2 protein-coding genes are annotated in these 21,068 nt (G+C 52.9%); both read left to right on the top strand.

The window, feature by feature from the left end; genetic code table 11:
* Positions 1–2: 2 nt before the first annotated feature.
* Positions 3–14,438: an amino acid adenylation domain-containing protein gene (locus ACTJJS_RS30020; protein ID WP_440667389.1), complete on the top strand. Its 14,436-nt coding sequence runs from the start codon at positions 3–5 to the stop codon at positions 14,436–14,438.
* Between the two features lie 36 nt (positions 14,439–14,474).
* Entirely contained in the window at positions 14,475–21,059 is a 6,585-nt protein-coding gene (locus ACTJJS_RS30015; protein WP_440667387.1) for an amino acid adenylation domain-containing protein, read from the top strand.
* Positions 21,060–21,068: the final 9 nt, after the last annotated feature.

Raw genomic sequence — 21,068 nt, 5'->3', positions numbered from 1 at the left:
AAATGAGAAAAGAGCTGTCCTCGAAGACCCTGTCTGAGCTGCTGATTAACCAGAAAGATCAACGCGATAAAGGCGTCAGTTTTATAGTAGCAGCTAACAGGACCAATTTCCTGTCCTATCATCAGTTGTACCAGGACGCTTTGCAGCTGTTGGGATATTTACAACATAAAGGATTGAAACCCGGTGATGAACTGGTGTTGCAGCTGGACGACAGCCAGCAGTTTATTCAGTATTTCTGGGCCTGTATTTTAGGAGGGATCATACCTGTACCGGTTTCTGTTACGCATTACAGCGAAAATGCCAGAAAACTGTATAAGATAAGGGCATATCTTAAAAACCCTTACATCGTTACCACGCCTGCGCATTATGAAAAGTTGTGCAAACAGGATTATAGTGATGGCGCTGCCGACCGCACTTTTTATGACCAGGTGCTGTTCCTGGATGAAAACAAAGACAATTTCCCGGCGGGAACACCGGTAAATGTTACACCGGACGATATCGCGTTTCTCCAGTTTTCTTCCGGTTCTACCGGCAATCCCAAAGGTGTGGAGCTCCGGCACCGCAACCTGATCGCCAATATCTCCGCAGTATTGGAAGCCTATGAATGCACCGACGATGATATCTTTCTGAGCTGGATGCCGCTTACCCACGACCTGGGATTAATTGGCTACCATCTTAATCCGCTGGCGGCGGGCATACAACAATACATCATGCCTACGGACCTGTTCATCAGGCATCCGTTGTTATGGCTGCAGAAAGCCTCTGATTACCGCGTTACCATCACCTGTTCTCCCAACTTCGGGTATAAATATTATTTAAATCATTTTTCAGAAGAGAAAGGAGAAGGTTTAGACCTGTCTTCTTTAAGGATCATCCTGAATGGCGCCGAGCCTATTTCAGCCAGCCTGGCGAGAACTTTCAACGAGAGGATGGCGGCCTATAAGCTCAATCCGATGGCCATGCGCGCAGTATACGGGCTGGCGGAGGCCACGCTGGAAATCACGTTCCCCAAGGCGGATGTGCCTTTCCAGAGCGTATTTGTGAAAAGGGAAGCGTTGACGATCGGGAAAGATATTACCAATGCCCTGGAGAAGAAGCCAGCGGCAGACACCCTCGAAGTGGTGGCCGTGGGTACCCTGATAGGTGATTTTCAGCTGCGGATCGCCAATGAGAAAGGCACTGCACTGCCTGCCGGCCATGCCGGCGTTATCTGGGTGAAAAGCGCTTGTGTGGCCGGTCGCTATTACAACAATGACGCTGCCAGCAAAAGCACCTTCAAGGATGGCTGGCTGAACACCGGCGATACCGGGTTTGTGCTGAACGATGTGTTGTATATCATGGGCAGGGTAAAGGACATCATTTTCGTGAATGGCGGCAACGTATATCCGCATGATATAGAGCATACTTTAGAAACGCTGGACGAAATTGATACCGGTAAAGTAGTGGCCTGTGGCATCCCTGATGAGGCCAATGGATCAGAATCCATCGTTGTTTTTGTGGTGCATAAAATGTCTGCGGAGAAATTTTTGCCCATGATATCACTGGTGAAAAGAACTGTGGCGTCGCGGCTGGGACTGGAAGTGAAACAGGTAATTCCGGTGAGGAAGATCTTCAAGACCACCAGCGGAAAAGTAAGGAGACATTTATTTGTTGAAGAATATATCAAAGGCGCTTACAACGAGGCGATCGGAGAAATAGCCGCCGCAGAGAAAGCTGTCGCCCCGGCAGAAGCGGTAGCTACCCTGCCGGTAGCGGAGGCTACTACCGTCAACGTACATACGTTGTCCCGTGTGAAGGAATGGCTGCAGGCCTGGCTGATACAGCATTTGCATACTACGCCGGCAGAAATGGGGGCCCAAAGGACGTTTGCTGAATATGGCCTTACTTCCATACTGGCCGTGCAACTGGCGGCCGACCTGGAACTTTTTCTGCATATGCCGGTGGAAAATACCGTGGTATTCAATTATCCCACCGTACAAAGCCTGGCCACGCATTTCGCCGGAATGGCGCTCCCGTTGCCGGAAAATAAACATATAGCACCGCAGACAACGCCTGCCGGTAATCAGTTGGCCGTTGTGGGCATCGGTTGCCGTTTTCCGGGCAATGTGAACTCGCCTGAAGCGATGTGGGAGTTGTTAAGATCATCCCGCAATGCGGTGAGCATAGTGCCGGACAACCGCTGGGACATATCCGCTTATTTCGATCAACGGGAAGATGCGCCCGGTAAAATGTATACCCGTCACGGTGGTTTTATTGAAAACGTTGACCAGTTTGATCCGTTGTTTTTCGGTATTTCCCCCAAAGAGGCGGCGGCGATGGACCCGCAGCAGCGGCTGCTGCTGGAGGTTTGCTGGGAAGCGCTGGAACATGCCGGCATTGCGCCGTCCTCCCTGAGAGGCACGGACAGCGGCATTTTTGTAGGCATGAGCACAGATGATTATCAGCAGGTGATCCGTGATAACAGCGATGTGACCTACTACGAAGATGTATTTACCGGTCTGGGTATCGAAAGAAGCATTGCCGCCGGCAGGATCGCTTACCTGCTGGATTTCCACGGCCCCGCGCTGCAGCTGGACACGGCCTGTTCGTCTTCCCTGCTGAGCGTGTACCAGGCGGCACAGAGCCTGTTGCGCAAAGAGTGTTCCCTGGCGCTGGCCGGTGGCGTGAACCTGATGCTGTCGCCGGACACGACGATCAAATTATGCCGCATGAAAGCACTTTCCCCAACGGGGCAGTGTAAAACATTTGATGATAACGCGGACGGCTATGTGAGGGGAGAGGGCGCCGGCGTGGTGGTGCTGAAACGGCTGGAAGATGCGCTGGCAGCGGGGGATAATATCCTCGCGGTGATAAAGGGCGGCGCCGTCAACCACGACGGGCAAAGCAATGGCCTGACAGCACCCAATGGTATCGCGCAGCAGCAGCTGATAGAAAAGGCACTGAAGAATGCCGCCGTGGATGCCGGCAGCATACAATACATCGAAACACATGGAACAGGTACCCGTCTTGGTGACCCGGTAGAAGTACTGGCCCTGAACGCTGTATATGGCCGCTCCCGTAAAAAGGAAACGCCTTTGCTGGTGGGTGCCCTGAAATCAAATATCGGGCATCTGGAGGCGGCGGCGGGCATCGCCGGTTTTATAAAAACCGTACTAAGCCTGCAACACCGCCAGATTCCTGCGAGTCTTCATTTTAATACGCCTAACCGGTTTATCCCCTGGAAGGATATGGCCGTGAAGGTGACAGATATCCTCACGCCGTGGCCTGCTGCGGCGTTGCCCCGGAGAGCGGCTGTCAGTGCCTTTGGCCTGAGCGGTACCAACGTGCATATGATATTGGAAGAAGCGCTGACAGTGACAGCTCCCGAAGAAAAAACGTTGCCGGCCTATCCTTTGCTGCTGTCGGCCAAAACACCGGCTGCCTTGCAGGCGATGGTGTCAGCATATATCGCTTTCCTGCCTCACAGCACAGACACCATCGGCGCTATTGCCCGGAGCATGGCCACCGGTCGTGATGCCCACCCTTACCGGATGGCCTGGCAGGCTGTGTCCGGAGAAGATGCTGCTGGTCAGTTGAAGGCCTATGTTGCCGGTAGGGGGGAGCATAGCGTACACACCGGAGATGCCCTGCGGTCGCCCGGCAAAATCGCGTGGTTGTTCACCGGACAAGGCGCCCAATACTGGAACATGGGCCGCGAACTATATGACCACAACGAGGTATTTAAACGCGTGATAGATGACTGCGATGCTTTTCTGAAAAAAACGTGGCCTTTCTCGCTGACAGACCTGCTCTATAAAAAGGATAAAGAAGAAGCCAACTGCCTGTTACGGCAAACTGTTTTCACCCAACCGGCTTTGTTTGCCGTAGAATGTGCGCTGGCAGAAGTGTGGAAGTCATGGGGCGTTACGCCTGACATCGTATTGGGGCATAGCGCCGGTGAATACGCAGCGGCCTATGCGGCAGGCGTGTTCAGCCTGTACGACGGCCTGGCGCTCATCACTGCAAGGGCTGCGCTGATGAACGCCGTCACCGAAGAAGGCAGCATGGTCGTGGTGTTTGCAACGGCTGTCAGCGTAGCAGCAGCTATCCGGCCATATGGCAACGACATCGCTATTGCGGCAATCAACGGGCCGGAGCTGACAGTTATTTCCGGAAAGACGCCTGCCGTGCGTGCCGTGACGCAAACATTGAAACAGTCCGGTATAGGTAGCCGGGAAATGCAGGTGTCGCACGCTTTCCATTCTCCGCTGATGGAACCGGTGCTCAAAGAGTTCCATCAAATAGCCTCCGGTGTGCATTACCATGTACCGGTAATTCCGCTGGTATCTAACGTGACAGGCGCTATTGCCGGCAAAGAAGTGACGGACGCCGCCTACTGGGGCAAACATATCCTCTGGCCGGTGCTGTTCTCGCAAAGCATTCAAACGATAAAAGAAACGGGTGAATTTAACCTGATGGAGCTGGGACCACAGCCCACGCTTTTGTCGATGGCGCAACTGACGCTGAAATATGAAGAACATCGTTTGCTGCCGGTGATGAGAGAAGGACGTTCGTCCTGGACGACCATGCTCAATGCCCTGATGGCGTTGCATGTAAAAGGAATTAATATCAACTGGCAGACATTTTATGCTGCCGGTGCCCCTCATAAAGCCATTTTGCCTACCTATCAATTCCAACGCGAACGCTACTGGATAGAAAAAAAGAATCGTCAGCCGAAAGAAAGTTTACCTGCAGTAGCGGAAATAACCATCCCTAAAAACACGCCCATGAGTCACAAAGATCATTTACTTCCCAATAGTGCCGGATATATCGCTGAATACCTGGCAGACAATCTGCGCAGGTTGCTGAAGATGTCACCCTCGCAGGAACTAAACGTGCACGTGCCCTTCCTCTCGCAGGGAGCGGATTCCCTCATCATGGCCAGCCTGGTGAGAAAAATAGAAAATGAATATGGATTGAGTTTTTCCATGCGGCTGATCTTTGAAGAACTGACTTCTATCCAGCTGATGGCAGAGTATATCGCGGAACATGCCACCGTGTTTGTAACGGCCGATAGTATGCCGGTGGAAACAGCTCCTGTAGCTCCGGTAACAGCAGCCGCAACACCGCCTGCTGCTCCTGCGCCAGCTCCGCTGCCTGCACCCGCGTTTGCCCCGCAGGTGCAAGCGCCCGGGGGGTATAACGTTATCCAGGACACGGTGCAGCTGATGCAGCAACAACTAAGCGTTATTGCGCAACAGTTTCAATGGATGTCGCAGGGCATGCCGCCGGCCGTTGTTCATAACAATGGCAACGGTCATGCCGCGAATGGTCATGCTGCGAACGGGCATCCTGTGGCAGCACCAGCGCCACAGGCCAATACTGCCGCTGCTGCGCCTAAAAAAGGCATGTCTATTTTCCCGAAAATAGAAACCAAACCGGGACAACAGTTGCCACCGGAACAACAGGCCTACCTGAACGCGTTTATTGAAAAATACACTACCAAAACCAAAACCTCCAAGGCGCTTACGGAGAAGTACCGCCCGGTACTGGCGGACAACCGCGTATCCGCCGGCTTCCGCTTTGCGACCAAAGAAATGGTATATCCCATTGTGGCCGAGTCTTCTCTCGGGTCAAAAATGACTGACGTGGACGGAAATGAATATGTGGACCTGACCATGGGATTTGGTGTCAACTTATTAGGCCATCGCCCCGAGATAGTGACGGCAGCTATTCACCGGCAGCTGGAGAAAGGCTACCAGCTTGGGCCGCAGACCTACCTGGCGGGAGAAGTGGCCACCCGCATTGCCAGGCTCACGGGCATGGACAGGGTGAGCTTCCACAACTCGGGCACCGAAGCGGTAATGTCTGCCATGCGACTGGCCCGTACCACCAGTGGTAAAAAGAAGATCGCTATTTTCCTCGGTTCCTATCACGGCTATTTTGATGGTACGCTGGCCATGGTGGAGGATATCGAACATGACCGCATTGGCATCCCCATTGCGCCGGGCGTTATCCCCAACATGGTGGCCGACGTACTGGTATTCGATTACCTCAATCCCAATGTGGTGGAGCAGATCCGTGCGCATGCACACGAACTGGCGGCCGTACTGGTGGAACCCATTCAGAGCAGAAGGCCGGGCTATCAGCCCAAAGCGCTGTTACAGGAACTGCGTGCCATGACAGAACAGGAAAAAATCATCCTGATCTTTGATGAAATGATTACCGGTTTCCGTGTTCACCCGGGCGGAGTACAGGCCCATTTTGGTATTCGCGCAGACATGGTCACCTACGGCAAGATCGCCGGCGGCGGTATGCCCATCGGCATCATTGCCGGCAAGGACTGGTGTATGCAGGCTTTTGACGGCGGGCTGTGGAACTATAAAGATGATTCCTATCCCAAAGCGGAAACTACTTTCCTGGCTGGTACGTTCTGTAAACATCCGTTGAGCATGGTGGCTTCCCTGGCCGTTTTAGGGGAACTGGAAAGGCAAGGCCCCGCTTTGCAGGAAAAGCTGAATATGCGCACCAGCCGCCTGATCGGCAATATCACCAAACTGCTCGATGATAACCAGGTGCCCATCAAAGTGAACCACTTTGGCTCCCTGTTTTATTTCTCCATTTCCGGTAACATGGACCTTTTCTTCTACCATCTGCTGGAAAAAGGCGTATATATATGGGAAGGTAAAACCTGTTTCCTCTCTGCGGCGCATACCGACGATGATATTGACTTCATCGAAAAATGTTTCAGAGACACCATCACCGAATTACAGCAGGCCGGTTTTTTACCGAAAATCGCCGCTACTAAAAAACACACCGCGCCAGTGCCGGCAGCCGTGCTGAATGTATTGCCCACCGTCATTGAAAAACAGGAGCGGCCTTCCCGCATCCCGTTGTCCTTCAGCCAGGAACGCCTGTGGTTCATCGACCAGCTGGAAGGCAGCGTGCAATACAACCTGCCGGCTATTTCCAGACTGAAAGGCCGCCTGGATAAAAACGCGCTCGCGTACGCGTTGCAGTATATCGTGGACCGCCATGAAATATTACGGACCAACATTGACCAGGAAGATGGTCATACCTATCAACAGATACAGGAATCGGTCAGCTTTCACCTCGAGGAAATAGACGACCCGTTGTACCAGCATAACGCGGCGGCGCTGCAAACGTATATTGCCGGCCTGGTGAACACGCCTTTTAAATTGTCTGAAGGCAATATGCTGAAGGCATACCTGGTCCGTATTTCAGACGCGGAGCATGTGTTGGTGCTGGTCATACATCATATTGTTTTTGATGATTCCTCTGCACATATCTTTTTCCAGGAACTGATAGAAATATACAATGCGCGGCAGGCCGGCCGTCAGCCGGAGCTGCCCGCATTAAAAATTCAATATGCGGACTACGCTTTATGGCAGCGCCGCTTTTTACAGGGACCGCTGGTAGCGCAGAAATTGGCCTACTGGAAGAAAAAACTGGAAGGCGTTACCCTGCTACAGCTGCCTACGGATTTTGAACGTCCGGTAGTGAGAAGCACCCGGGGGGCTGTGATCTACATGCAGCTGGACAAGGATTTGTCCGCCCGGGTAAAGAAAATGGGACAGCAGCAGGGCGTTACCCTTTTCACCACCTTGCTCACTGCCCTGAAAGTATTGATGTCCCGTTACAGCGGGCAGGAAGACATCTGCATCGGATGCGCTACCGCCGGCAGGGCACAGGTGGAACTGGAACCGTTGCTGGGCTTTTTCGTGAACACCCTCGCGCTCCGCAGCAATCTCAGTGGCAATCCTTCCTTTGCCGCTGCTTTGAAAGAAGTGCAGAATACGTTGTTTGATGCCCACGATAACCAGGAAGTGCCTTTTGAAAAGGTGGTGATGGAAGTGATGGGCGAGCGGGACATCCGGAAAAATCCGTTGTTCCAGGTGATGTTCACGTTGCAGAATATCCCGCTGATGTCTGAACTACGTTTAGGCGAAGCCGCTATGACGACTGAACCAGTTATCCGCAGCACCAGCCTGTTTGATATCTTCTGGACCGTGGAAGAAAGACCGGACGGCATTGCGCTGGAAGTGGAATATTGCATAGACTTATTCCAGGAAGCCACTATCCGGAGAATGATACAGCATTATATGGCGCTGTTGGAAGCTGCCGTACAAAGCCCGGTCACCGCTATAGGAGAACTGAAAATGCTGAGCGCGGAAGAAACGCATCAGCTGCTGGTGACCTTCAACGACAATGTAGTGCCTTACCCGGTCAATAAAACGATTACCGCCTTGTTTGAAGAGCAGGTGGCCCATGCGCCGGACGCCATCGCCTTGTCTTTCGGAGAACAACAGCTTACTTACCGGGAACTGGAAGAACAATCGAACCGGATAGCCCATTACCTCCGTAAACAGGGCGTGAAAGAAGGGACGATGGTGCCGCTATGCATGGAACGTTCCATTCACCTGATCGTGAGCATCCTCGGTATCCTGAAAGCCGGCGGCGCCTACGTGCCCGTTGACCCGGCTTATCCTAAAGACCGTATTGCCTATATGTTGCATGATACCGCCAGCAAACTGGTGCTGACCACTACCGACCAACAGGCGTTGCTGGCAGCGGAAGCGGAACACGCGACCCTGATTTTTGTAGATAATATTCTGGATTTACTGGCCGCTATGCCGGCGCATCCCCTGGTCGTGAAGACAGACCCGGATTCGCTGGCATATGTTATTTATACTTCCGGTTCTACCGGCCGGCCCAAAGGCGCTATGGTGATCCATCGCAACGTGACCAGCCTGGCCCGTGGCGGCAACTTCGTAGAATTGAGCAGAGAAGACACCTTACTGTCTACCGGTTCTCCTTCTTTCGATGCCACTACCATCGAATACTGGGGCATGTTACTGAATGGCGGACAACTGGTATTATGTCCGGAAAAAAGGCTGCTGGACAACCAGTTGCTCAAACAGGAGATCCGTCAGCGGGGCGTGACCAAAATGTGGTTTACCGCCAGTTGGTTTAATCAACTGGTGGATGACGATATCTCTATTTTTGAAGGACTGACCGCAGTGATGGCAGGCGGCGAAAAATTATCAGAGGAACATATCCGTAAATTCCGCGCGGCTTATCCTGCTACACAGATCATTAACGGTTACGGCCCTACGGAAAATACCACTTTCTCCCTTACCTGGAATATCACCGCGGTGGTACCGGGCAAGAGTATTCCTATCGGCCGTCCGTTGGCCAACCGTACCGCCTATGTATTGGACAGCGCCATGCAACTGTTGCCGGTAGGCACACCGGGAGAGCTGTATGTGGGCGGCGCCGGCGTTTCCCGCGGATACCTGAATCAACCTGAATTAACAGCAGAGAAATTTGTGACAGACCCCTTCAGCGAACAACGCGGCGCCCGGTTGTACCGCACCGGTGACCGTGCCCGCTGGCTGCCGGACGGCACAGTGGAGTACCTGGGACGCATGGACGATCAGATTAAAATGCGCGGCTACAGGATAGAACCCGGTGAAATAGAAAGAGCGCTGAACAACCTGGAAGCAGTGGCTGCCAGCTGCGTGGTGGTTAAAGAACAACAGGCGGCCGACAAAAAGCTGGTCAGCTATTATGTGCCCGACCAGCAGGCCGTGCTCCGCACAGAACAGGAACTGTACCTGCAACAGGTGGCCACCTGGAAAGAACTGTATGAAACAGCTTACAGCAAAGCCGATGAAGTAAAAGACCTCGACGGGGAATTTAACATCACCGGCTGGAACGACAGTTTCACCGGCGAAGCCATACCGGCGCAGAACATGCGTAGCTGGCTGGAAGATATTACCGGCGTGGTACTGTCCACCAACCCGCGTAATGTACTGGAAATAGGATGCGGTACCGGCCTGATTTATTTCCAGCTGGCCGGTCACGTCGAAAAATATATTGGCACCGACTTCTCGCAGGTGTCTACCCGTCAGCTGCAACAACACATCGACAAAGGCCTGCGCCACTATCCTGACACCGTGCTGAAGGTATGTGCAGCGCATGAAGTGACGCTGGAGGAAGGCACCACCATTGATACCGTGATCCTGAACTCTATTGTACAATATTTCCCGGGCGCGCAGTACATGTCTGATGTGCTGGACAACGCCATTACCCTGTTGAAAGGGAAGGGGCATATCGTGATCGGGGACGTCAGAGACCTGCGTTTACTGCCTTCTTTCAAACGCCGGCTGCAGCTGGACAAGCTGCAGAGCAAAACCAGCCTCCGCGAATTCGAATGGAATGTGGACCAGGAAGTATGGAAAGAAGAAGAGCTGTGTTTTTCGCCCGCTTATTTCTTCCAGCTGCAATCATTGTACCCGGAAATTACCCATGTGGACATTCAATGGAAACAGGGCGATTATATCAATGAACTGACGCTTTACCGCTACACCGTAGTGTTGCACCTAGATATAGAAAAACCGGTGCTGCAGCCGCAATGGCAGGCATGGGACGAAATAGCCGATAAACACAGTGTCTTGTCCCGCTTAGTTGCCGGTCAGCCCCGTATTGCCTTGCAGCATGTGCCTAACCCGAGGCTGTGGAAAGAAAGACTGCTGGAACAGGCGCTTTCCAACAGAAGCGTTAACCAGGTGGGCGATTTGGCAGACTATATTTTGACGCCGGACGATGATACCAAAGTGGTGAACGAGATACTGGCCGCTGCTAAAGCCGCCGGTTATCATTACCGTTTCCTGCTGAGCGAAGATCCGTTTAAAATAAACCTGCTGCTGGAACAAGTGCCGTTCAACGGTTTTGTGGAACCATCCTACAGCAAGTCCGCCGGTTACACCGACGGTGTAAAAACCAATATCCCCCTGTTCCCCGATATCTGCGAAGTATTGGAGAAAGATATCCGGGCGCAGTTACAACAAAGGCTGCCGGAATACATGGTGCCTTTCGCTTTTGTGCCCATGCAGCTGTTACCGTTGACCAGCAACGGTAAAGTGGACCGCCGGTTTTTAACGGAATGGGAATTTATACAACGCAAACGCATATTGAATTACCAGGCGCCGGTCACCGCTGCCGAACAACAGCTGGCCGATATCTGGCAACGCCTGCTGGGCCTGGAACGTATCGGCACGCAGGATAATTTCTTTGAGCTGGGCGGGCACTCCCTGCTGGCTACCCGTGCGGTATCTGCCATCCGTAAAGAGATGGAAGCAGAGCTGACCGTAAAAGACTTTTTCCTGCATCCTACTATCGCTTCACTGGCCGCCTACCTGCAACTGCAACATAAAGGGCTGCTACTGCCTGCGCTCTTCGCGGCAGAAAGGCCCGCACAAATTCCGCTGTCGTTCAGTCAGGAACGCCTGTGGTTTATCGATCAATTGGAAGGCAGCGTGTCTTATCACATGCCGGTCGTGTTGAGGCTGAAAGGCGTGCTGGACAATGCCGCGCTGGGACATGCCATTGGGCAGATCGTACACCGCCATGAATCGCTGCGCACCATCATCAGGCAAACGCAGGGAAAACCGTACCAGCAGCTGCTGGACAAAGACCAGTGGCAGCTGGCGGTAGTGGACGATGCCGCTTTAAGCGAAGACGCCGCAGCCTTGCAGGACTATATTACCAGCCTGGTATATAAACCGTTTGACCTGGCCCATGATTTTATGCTGCGCGCGCATTTGCTGCGGGTGTCGGCAGAAGAGCATGTACTGGTGCTGGTGATGCACCATATTGCTTCCGATGGGTGGTCGGTATCGATATTGGTGGACGAGCTTATCACGTTGTACCGTGCGTACAGCACGGGCAGCGCGGCACACCTGCCTGCCCTGGACATCCAATACCCTGACTATGCCATCTGGCAACGCACGCACCTCGAAGGTGCTGCTTTAAGAAAACGGCTGGTGTACTGGCAGGAGAAACTGTCGGGAGTGGACGTATTGCAGCTGCCAACAGATTTTTCGCGTCCTCCGATACAGAGCACGCGCGGAGCTATCAGCCGCTTCCGCCTGGACAGGGAACTGCGTGACCAGTTGCAGGTATTGTCGCAGCAACAAGGCACCACGCTGTTCATGACGCTGCTGGCGGCTTTCAAAGTGTTGCTGTACCGCTACAGCGGCCAGGATGATATCTGCGTAGGCACTACCATCGCCGGCAGAACGCAACAGGAAGTGGAGAGACTAATCGGTTTCTTTGTCAATACCCTGCCGCTGCGCAGCGATTTGAGTGATAATCCTACGTTTATCACGCTGTTGCAGCAGGTAAAAGAAACCACCCTCGACGCCTACGACCACCAGGACGCGCCTTTCGAAAAAATAGTGGAGCTGGTGGAGAAAAACCGGGACATGAGCAGGACGGCCTTGTTCCAGGTCATGTTTGAGCTCTTTAATATGCCGGACGCTCCTGATTTGAAATTAGGAGAACTGCATATCACACAGGAAGAAATTCCGCATACCGTTACCCTGTTTGACCTCAGCTGCTGCATGCAGGAAGATGCTGACGGCTTAAGCGGTTACATAGAATATTGTGTGGACCTGTTCACGGAAGAAAGTATTCAGCGACTGGTGAAGCACTTCGAGCAGCTGTTGCAGTTTGTTGTGCAGCTGCCGGCCGCGCACATCGGTTCTATTCCGATGTTGCGGCAGGAAGAAGAACAGCAGTTATTGATTGATTTTAACAACACGACCGTAGCGTTTCCGCAGGATAAAACGTTTATAGACCTGTTTGTCTCCCAGGCTGCCATTACGCCCGGCGCGCCGGCTGTCATCGCCGGGGATACGGTGCTGAGCTATAAAGCGCTGGACGAGCGTTCCAACCAGCTGGCGCATTACCTGGCAGGGGAGGGCATCACCGGCAATTCGCTGGTGCCTGTTTGCCTGGAACGTTCTGCGGACATGATCGTCGCCATATTGGGCATCCTGAAAGCAGGTGCGGCCTACGTGCCTGTTGACCCGGAATATCCGGCTGCCAGGATCAGTTACATCCTTGACGACTGTAATGCTTCGCTGATCGTTAGCAGCAACTACGGCAGTGAAAAATTAAGCGACATCACGGTGCTGAACACTTTCCTGATGGATGGAGATGCCGCTACGCTGGACGCGCAGGCGGTAACGCCGTTGTTTACCGCGCCCGCCCCTAACGATCTCGCCTATATTATTTATACCTCCGGCTCAACCGGCAGGCCTAAAGGCGTAATGGTGGAACATGCCGGTATGCTGAATCATTTATTTGCCAAGGTAAATGATCTCAAGATGGATGCTGATACCATTATGGCCTATACTGCATCTTATACATTCGATATCTCTGTCTGGCAGATGTTCTCGCCTTTATTGAGCGGCGGACGTACGGTGGTTTATACGGAAGCGGAGATCCATCATCCGGCCGCGTTGTTACGCTGTCTCAGCAGTGATGGCGTTACCGTGCTGGAGCTGGTGCCTTCTTATCTGGCCACCATCCTGATGGAAGATAACCCCGCTCCGCTGGACAGCCTTCAGTACTTGTTGGTGACGGGAGAGCCGGTCAGCCAGGCTGTGTTAACGAAATGGTTTAACCATACCTCCTACGGCACTATCCCGGTGGTGAACGCCTACGGCCCTACGGAGGCATCTGATGATATTACGCATCATTTCATGTATGCAGCGCCCGCCCGTAATAACGTACCGCTGGGCAAGCCCATACAGAACCTCCGCATTTACATATTGGACAATGCGCGGCAGCTATGCCCTGTTGGCGTGGCCGGAGAGATCTGTGTTTCCGGTATTGGCGTGTCGAGGGGTTATCTGAACGACCCGGAGAAAACGGCAGCGAAGTTTATCAAAGACCCTTTCCATGCAGATGGCACGGTACGCATGTACTGCACCGGTGACCTGGGACGGTGGTTGCCTGATGGCAGCATCGAGATGCTGGGCAGAATAGATGAACAGGTGAAAGTACGCGGTTACCGGATCGAGCTGGGTGAAATTGAAAACACACTGCAACAGTACCCTGGCGTGAAGGCTGCCGTAGTATTGGCGAAAGGGGATGATACCGGCGGCCCTAAACGCCTGGTCGGCTACATCGTGACAGGTGATGACTACCATCGCGACGCGCTGGTGGCTTATCTGAAAGAACGTTTACCGGAATATATGGTCCCTGAACAACTCGTTACGCTCGACAGACTCCCGTTGACGCCTAATGGAAAAGTAGATAAAAAAGCATTGCCGGAGGCGGACATACAGGTCGTGCAGACACCATACGAAGCACCGGGCAATGAAATAGAAGAAGTGCTGGAAGATATCTGCAAAAAACTGCTCGAAACAGACCGTGTAGGCATCAACGATAACCTGTTTGGCTTAGGCATGCACTCCCTGTTGGTGATGCGCTTCTCAGCGGCTGTACAGGAAAAATTCGGATTGCATATATCCGTCCGTACATTCTTCCGGTTAACCACCATCAAAACACTGGCGGCTTACATCAAAATCAGCCAGGCGGCGGTACCGGAAACGTCAGAAGGATTACAGGAAATGAGGTTGTAACGGCTTTTTTCTCTCATCATTTAACTAATTAAGTATATGCCGGGTTTTAATTTGTCGGAGGTGGTCCTGATACTGGAACAGGCACAGGACCTGGGAATAAGCCTCTCCCTGGACGGAGAAGAGCTGGTGTTGAAAACAAATCAGCAGCAACAATTTGCGCCTGCTTTCCTGCAAACCCTGAAGGAAAACAAGGCGCAGCTGGTGGCTTACTTTAAGGCATCAGTGGATACCGCGGCCATAGCGCCCGTTACGGAAAAGATCCGGGCGACGGAACGGAAAGCGGGTGAGCGCACGCCGCTTTCGTTTAGCCAGGAGCGTTTATGGTTCATCGATGCGTTGCAAGGCTCCGTGCAATATCACGTGCCTGCCGTATTAAAACTACAGGGCGCTGTGGATACAGCGGCGCTGGAACATGCCCTGCGCAGCATTGTATGCCGGCATGAAATATTGCGTACCGTTATCAACGCTGATGAAGAAGGTACCTGGCAGCAAACCATAACCGGTGACACCTGGCAGTTGGACCACATCAACGGCGCCGGTTATACGAAAGACAGTGCCGCCTTGCAGGAACGCATCACCGCACTGATCAGCCGGCCATTTGACCTGGCAGCAGATTATATGTTGCGTGCCCACCTGATCACCCTCACCAAAGAAGAATACGTACTGGTGCTGATCATGCACCACATCGCTTCGGACGGATGGTCTTCCTCTGTACTGATCAACGAGCTGATGGAAGGGTACAGCGCTTTTGCAGAAAAGCGTGATCCTGTTTATACGCCACTGGACATACAATATGCCGACTATGCCGTGTGGCAGCGTAATTATCTGTCAGGCGCCGTGATGGACCAGAAGATCGCCTACTGGAAAGATAAACTGGAAGGCGCGACCATGGCTGAAATGCCTGCGGACTTGGAACGTCCGGCGGTGGCCGGTACCAGGGGCGCATTCCTGGTATTCAATATAGACAATGCCCTTTCCGCCTCTTTGCGGCAACTGGCCCGACAGGAGGGCGCTACGCTGTATATGGTGCTGCTGGCGGCATTTAAGGTGCTATTGTATCGTTACAGCGGCCAGGATGATATTTGTGTAGGCGGTGCTGCCGCCGGCAGGATGCGCACTGAACTGGAGCCGCTGATCGGATTTTTTGTCAACACACTGGCTTTACGTACGGACCTCGGCGGAAACCCTTCTTTCTTATCCTTGTTGCAACGGGTGAAAAACACCTTGCTGGAAGCCTTTGAACATGAAGACGCTCCTTTTGAAAAAGTAGTGGAAGCCGTGGTGAAGGAACGCAATATGAACAGGAGCCCGTTGTTCCAGTCCATATTTATTTTACAGAACGTTCCGGCCATACCAGCGCTGCGTATAGGCGACGTAGTGGTTACCGAAGAGCAGGTGGCCCGTAACGCCAGCCTGTTTGACCTTACCTGGATCGCAGAGGAACGTCCGGAAGGAATTAGTATTTACCTGGAATATAGCACTGACCTGTTCCTCGAAAGTACCGTCCGCAGAATGTTTTCGCATTATGAAATGTTGCTGGCCGCTATCGCGAAAGACCCGACGCAAACCATTGGCCGGCTGGATATGTTGAGCCACAGCGAGAAAGAAGCGTTGATACTCCGCTGCAATGATTCCATTATTCCCTATCCGGCTGATAAAACGATTACCGCGTTATTTGATGCGCAGGTAGCGCTGGCGCCGGATGCTATTGCACTTAGCTTTGAAGATGAACAGCTCACTTACCGGCAACTGCAGGAACAGTCTGATAAACTGGCTGCTTACCTGTACAACAGAGGCGTGCGGGAGGAGACGATGGTACCACTATGTATGGAACGCTCGGTGCAACTGATCGTCAGCATACTGGCCATACTCAAAGCCGGTGGTGCATATGTGCCGGTAGATCCGGCGTATCCCAAAGAGCGTATCCGGTATATGCTGGAAGATACCCGGGCTGAACTGATTCTTGCTAACAGCGCACAGCTGTCTATGTTGCGGGAAGAGGTGCCGGGTACAACGCTGATATGCGTTGACGAAGTGCTGGAACTGCTTGTTGCCACGCCTCCACCTACCGTATCCACTACACCTGAATCACTGGCTTATATCATTTATACTTCCGGTTCTACCGGTCAGCCCAAAGGTGTGATGGTAACTCACCGCAACGTGACCAGTCTGGCTATGGGCGGCGATTACGTGGAACTGGGCGCCGCCGATGTTATCTTATCTACCGGCTCTCCTTCCTTCGATGCTACCACCGTGGAATACTGGGGCATGCTGCTGAACGGCGGGCACCTGGTATTATGCCCGGAGAAAAAGATGCTGGACAACCAGTTGCTTCAACAGGAAATCCGGCAGCGCGGTGTTACTAAAATGTTCTTTACCACCAGTTGGTTTAACCAGCTGGTAGATGACCAGATCAGTGTTTTTAAAGGATTGAAAGCCCTGATGACAGGCGGGGAGAAGATATCGGAAGAACATATCCGGAAATTCAAATCAGCATACCCGGAAATACAGGTCCTTAACGTATACGGCCCTACGGAGAATACCGGTTTCTCGCTGCGCTGGTATATCAACAGCGTAACGCCCGGTATAACCATTCCTATTGGTTACCCTTTGGGCAACCGTACGGCGTATATCCTGAGCCGTGAGGGTCAGTTGCAGCCGGTAGGCGTGACTGGTGAACTATATGTAGGGGGTGCCGGCGTGTCCCGTGGCTATCTGAATAAACCGGCGTTGACTGCAGAAAAATTTGTGGCTGATATTTTCAGCAATATCCCGGGCGCCAAACTATATCGTACCGGTGACCTGGCACGCTGGCAGGAAGACGGGGCCATCGTTTACCAGGGACGTATTGACGACCAGGTGAAAATACATGGCCACCGTATAGAACCAGGAGAGATAGAAAGCGTGCTGCTACAGTATCCTGGCGTTAAACAGGCCGTCGTGCTGATGCAGGTCAATGCCACTGGTGATAAATACCTGTCAGGTTATATTGTGCCGCAGGGCGACTTTGATAAAGCTGCGCTGACAGAATACCTGAAAGGCCGGCTGCCGGCTTATATGATTCCTGCCCGCCTGGTGCCGCTTGAAAGAATTCCGCTTACCTCCAATGGCAAGGCCGACAAAAAAGCGTTGCGGGCGCTGGAGGGCGACGACCCGGAAACGGTAGCGTATATCGCTCCGGCCAATGAAACAGAACAACAACTGGCCGCTATATGGGAAAGGTTTTTACAGAAGAAGGACATCAGCACCCATGCCAATTTCTTTGAGCTGGGAGGCCATTCCCTGCTGGCATCGCGTGTGGTGACGGCTATACGTAATACCCTCAGCGTAGAACTGAGTATTACCCGGTTTTTCCAGTATCCCACCATTGCTGCGATGGCAGCCCACCTTGCTGGCAAAGACAAAGAGAGTGGCTGGCCTGCTATTGTTGCCGGCAAAAGACCTGAACGGGCACCGCTGGCGTTTAGCCAGGAACGTTTGTGGTTTATTGACCAGATGAACGGCACGGTGGCCTATCACGTACCGTTGGTGGTACGTTTAAAGGGAACGCTGAACGAAGCGGCGTTGTCTCATGCCTTGTATACGGTGGTAGACAGGCATGAAGCGTTGCGTACCATCATCAGGCAGGAGCATGGCGTACCCTACCAGCAGGTTATTTCCGCAGATGGATGGCAGCTCTCCGTGGTGGCCGGCGAGATGTACGATTCGCCGGAGCTGTTACAGGACCGGCTGATAGACATGGTCAACGCGCCTTTTGACCTGGCGAAAGATTATATGTTGCGGGCTGGTTTAGTGCGCCTGTCGGCAGATGAACATATTTTGCTGATCACCTTACATCATATCTCTTCTGACGGCTGGTCGGTGACCATCCTGGTGAATGATATCGCTGAACTATACAACGCATATATCGAAAATCGTGCGGCTGTGCTGACGCCGCTGCCCATTCAGTTTGCCGATTATGCCGTTTGGCAGCGAAGCATAGCGGACAGTGAACAATTACGTAAACAGCTGGCTTACTGGGAACAGCAGCTGGAAGGCGTGGAAGTATTGCAGCTGCCGGCCGATTTCTCGCGTCCTGCTATTCAAAGCACCAGGGGCGCGTCAAAGCGGTTCACCCTGGAACCGGCCTTCGCTGCGCAGCTCCGGCAGTTCTCCCGGCAGCAGGACGTAACGCTGTTCATGACTTTGCTGGCGGCATTTAAAGTGTTGCTTTACCGCTACAGTGGCCAGGACGATATCTGCGTGGGCACTTCCATTGCAGGCAGAACACAGGAAGAAGTAGCCGGTGTGATCGGCTTCTTTGTCAATACCCTGGCGCTGCGCAGTGACCTGAGCCAGCATCCTTCTTTCCTCACTTTGCTGCAACAGGTGAAACAGACCACGCTGGCGGCTTACGACCACCAGGATATTCCGTTTGAGAAAGTGGTGGAGGCGGTGAACACAGACCGTGACCTGAGCAGAACGCCGTTGTTCCAGGTGCTGTTTGAATTACAGAACACCCCCGCGGTGGAGCAGGTTCAATTGGGCGATATGAGCGTTGCCAGGGAGGACCTGAAATACAATACGGCACAGTTTGACCTCGTGGTGTCTATGGAAGACGGCGCCGACGGGCTGACAGGGTACGTAGAGTACTGCACCGATGTTTTCCGCGAGTCTACTGTCTCCCAGCTGATGACGCATTTTATGCAGCTGCTGGAAGCCGTTATCACGTCGCCGGATACACGTATCAACACCTTGCCGCTGTTGACGGAAGAAGAACAACGGCAACAGCTGGTTACTTTTAACAACACTACGGTAGATTTTCCTCACAATAGCACATTGATCGACCTGTTGAGCGGGCAGGCCAAACACACGCCTGCGGCGCCTGCACTGGTGATGAAAGACCGGATGCTGACCTACGCCTCCCTGGAGGAGCGCTCCAATCAACTGGCGCACTACCTGCGGGAGGCCGGCGTAGATAATACGTCGCTGGTACCGGTTTGTTTAGACCGCTCACCGGAGATGGTGATCGCTATCCTTGGCATTATGAAAGCCGGAGGCGCTTATCTGCCGATAGATCCTGCATACCCGGAAGACCGGGTGGCTTATATGCTGAACGACAGCAAGGCGCAGGTGGTTATCAGCAGCAGCGCCGACAAACACAAACCGGCGCAAACCGGGCTGGTACGTATTATCTCCCTGGACGAAGAGCGTGCGGCCATCGACAGTTGTCCGGTCACTGCCTTACCGGTATTGCCGGCGCCATCGCAACTGGCCTATGTGATCTATACTTCCGGTTCTACCGGCTTGCCCAAAGGCGCCATGATCGAACACGCCGGCATGCTCAATCACCTGTATGCCAAAGTAAATGATCTCCGGATGAACGCTGCTTCCGTGGTCGCCTTCACTGCTGCCTTTACTTTTGATATTTCTGTTTGGCAGATGTTTTCCGCTTTGTTATGTGGCGGCTATACGATTATTTACGACACCGATACCATTTTACAGCCCACGGAGCTGATGCAGGCCGTGGAGAAGGACAAGGTGACGATACTGGAAGTGGTGCCTTCTTACCTGTCGGCCATACTGGCCACCGTGAAAGGAGTATCGCTCCAATACCTGCGATACCTGCTGGTGACGGGCGAAACGCTTCCCCGGCAGTTATTGGCGGAATGGTTCCAGCATAAAAATTACCATACGGTCCCTGTGGTGAACGCCTATGGCCCTACAGAAGCCTCCGATGATATTACGCATCATTTTATGTATGAAACACCGGAGCATGCCAATGTGCCTTTAGGCAAGCCCATACAAAACCTGCACATCTATGTACTGGACGCCTCCCGGCAGTTATGCCCCATTGGTGTGGCCGGGGAGATCTGTGTGTCTGGTATCGGCGTAGGCCGCGGTTATCTCAACAGGCCGGAATTAACAGCAGAAAAATTTGTGAAAGACCCCTTCCGTGGCAACGGCGATATACCGATGTACCGCACCGGCGATCTCGGCAAATGGCTGCCAGACGGCACGCTGGTACACCTCGGCAGAATAGACGACCAGGTGAAAATCCGTGGCTACCGCATCGAGCTGGGAGAAATTGAAAGGGTGATAGAAAAAAGCGGGATGGTAAAACAGACGGTCGTTATCACCAAAGCAGACCAGCACCAGCAATTAGGATTAGTAGGTTACGTAGTAGGGCAGGAAAACTTCGATAAAGAAGAACTGCTCGCATACCTGAAAGCCAAACTGCCGGAGTACATGGTGCCCACGCAATGGGTGGTACTGGATGAAATGCCGCTTTCCGCGAATGGAAAAATCAACAGGAAGGCATTACCGGAATCAGATATGGGCCCGGTGTCTGCCGCCTTGTACGTGGCACCCACGAATGCGCTGGAAGAAAAACTGGCCGCTATTTGTGCGCGGCTGCTGGAGACAGAACGGGTAAGTATACACGATAATCTCTTCGAAATCGGAATGCACTCCCTGCTGGTGATGCGCCTGGCCGCTACAGTACACGAAGATTTTGGGATGCAGGTATCCGTGCGGACTTTCTTCCAGCTGACAACGGTGGCTGCATTGGCGAAGTATATCGGCGTCAATATGCCGGTGGTGGCTGCTCCAACTGCTAAACAGAAAAAAATTATTCTATAATCCTATTTT

Origin of the sequence: Chitinophaga sp. 22308, from assembly GCF_052045305.1 — a bacterium.
GTDB lineage: Bacteria > Bacteroidota > Bacteroidia > Chitinophagales > Chitinophagaceae > Chitinophaga > Chitinophaga varians_A.
The sequence above is the reverse complement of the archived record's forward strand: the minus strand, read 5'-3'. Positions and strand labels throughout refer to the sequence as shown.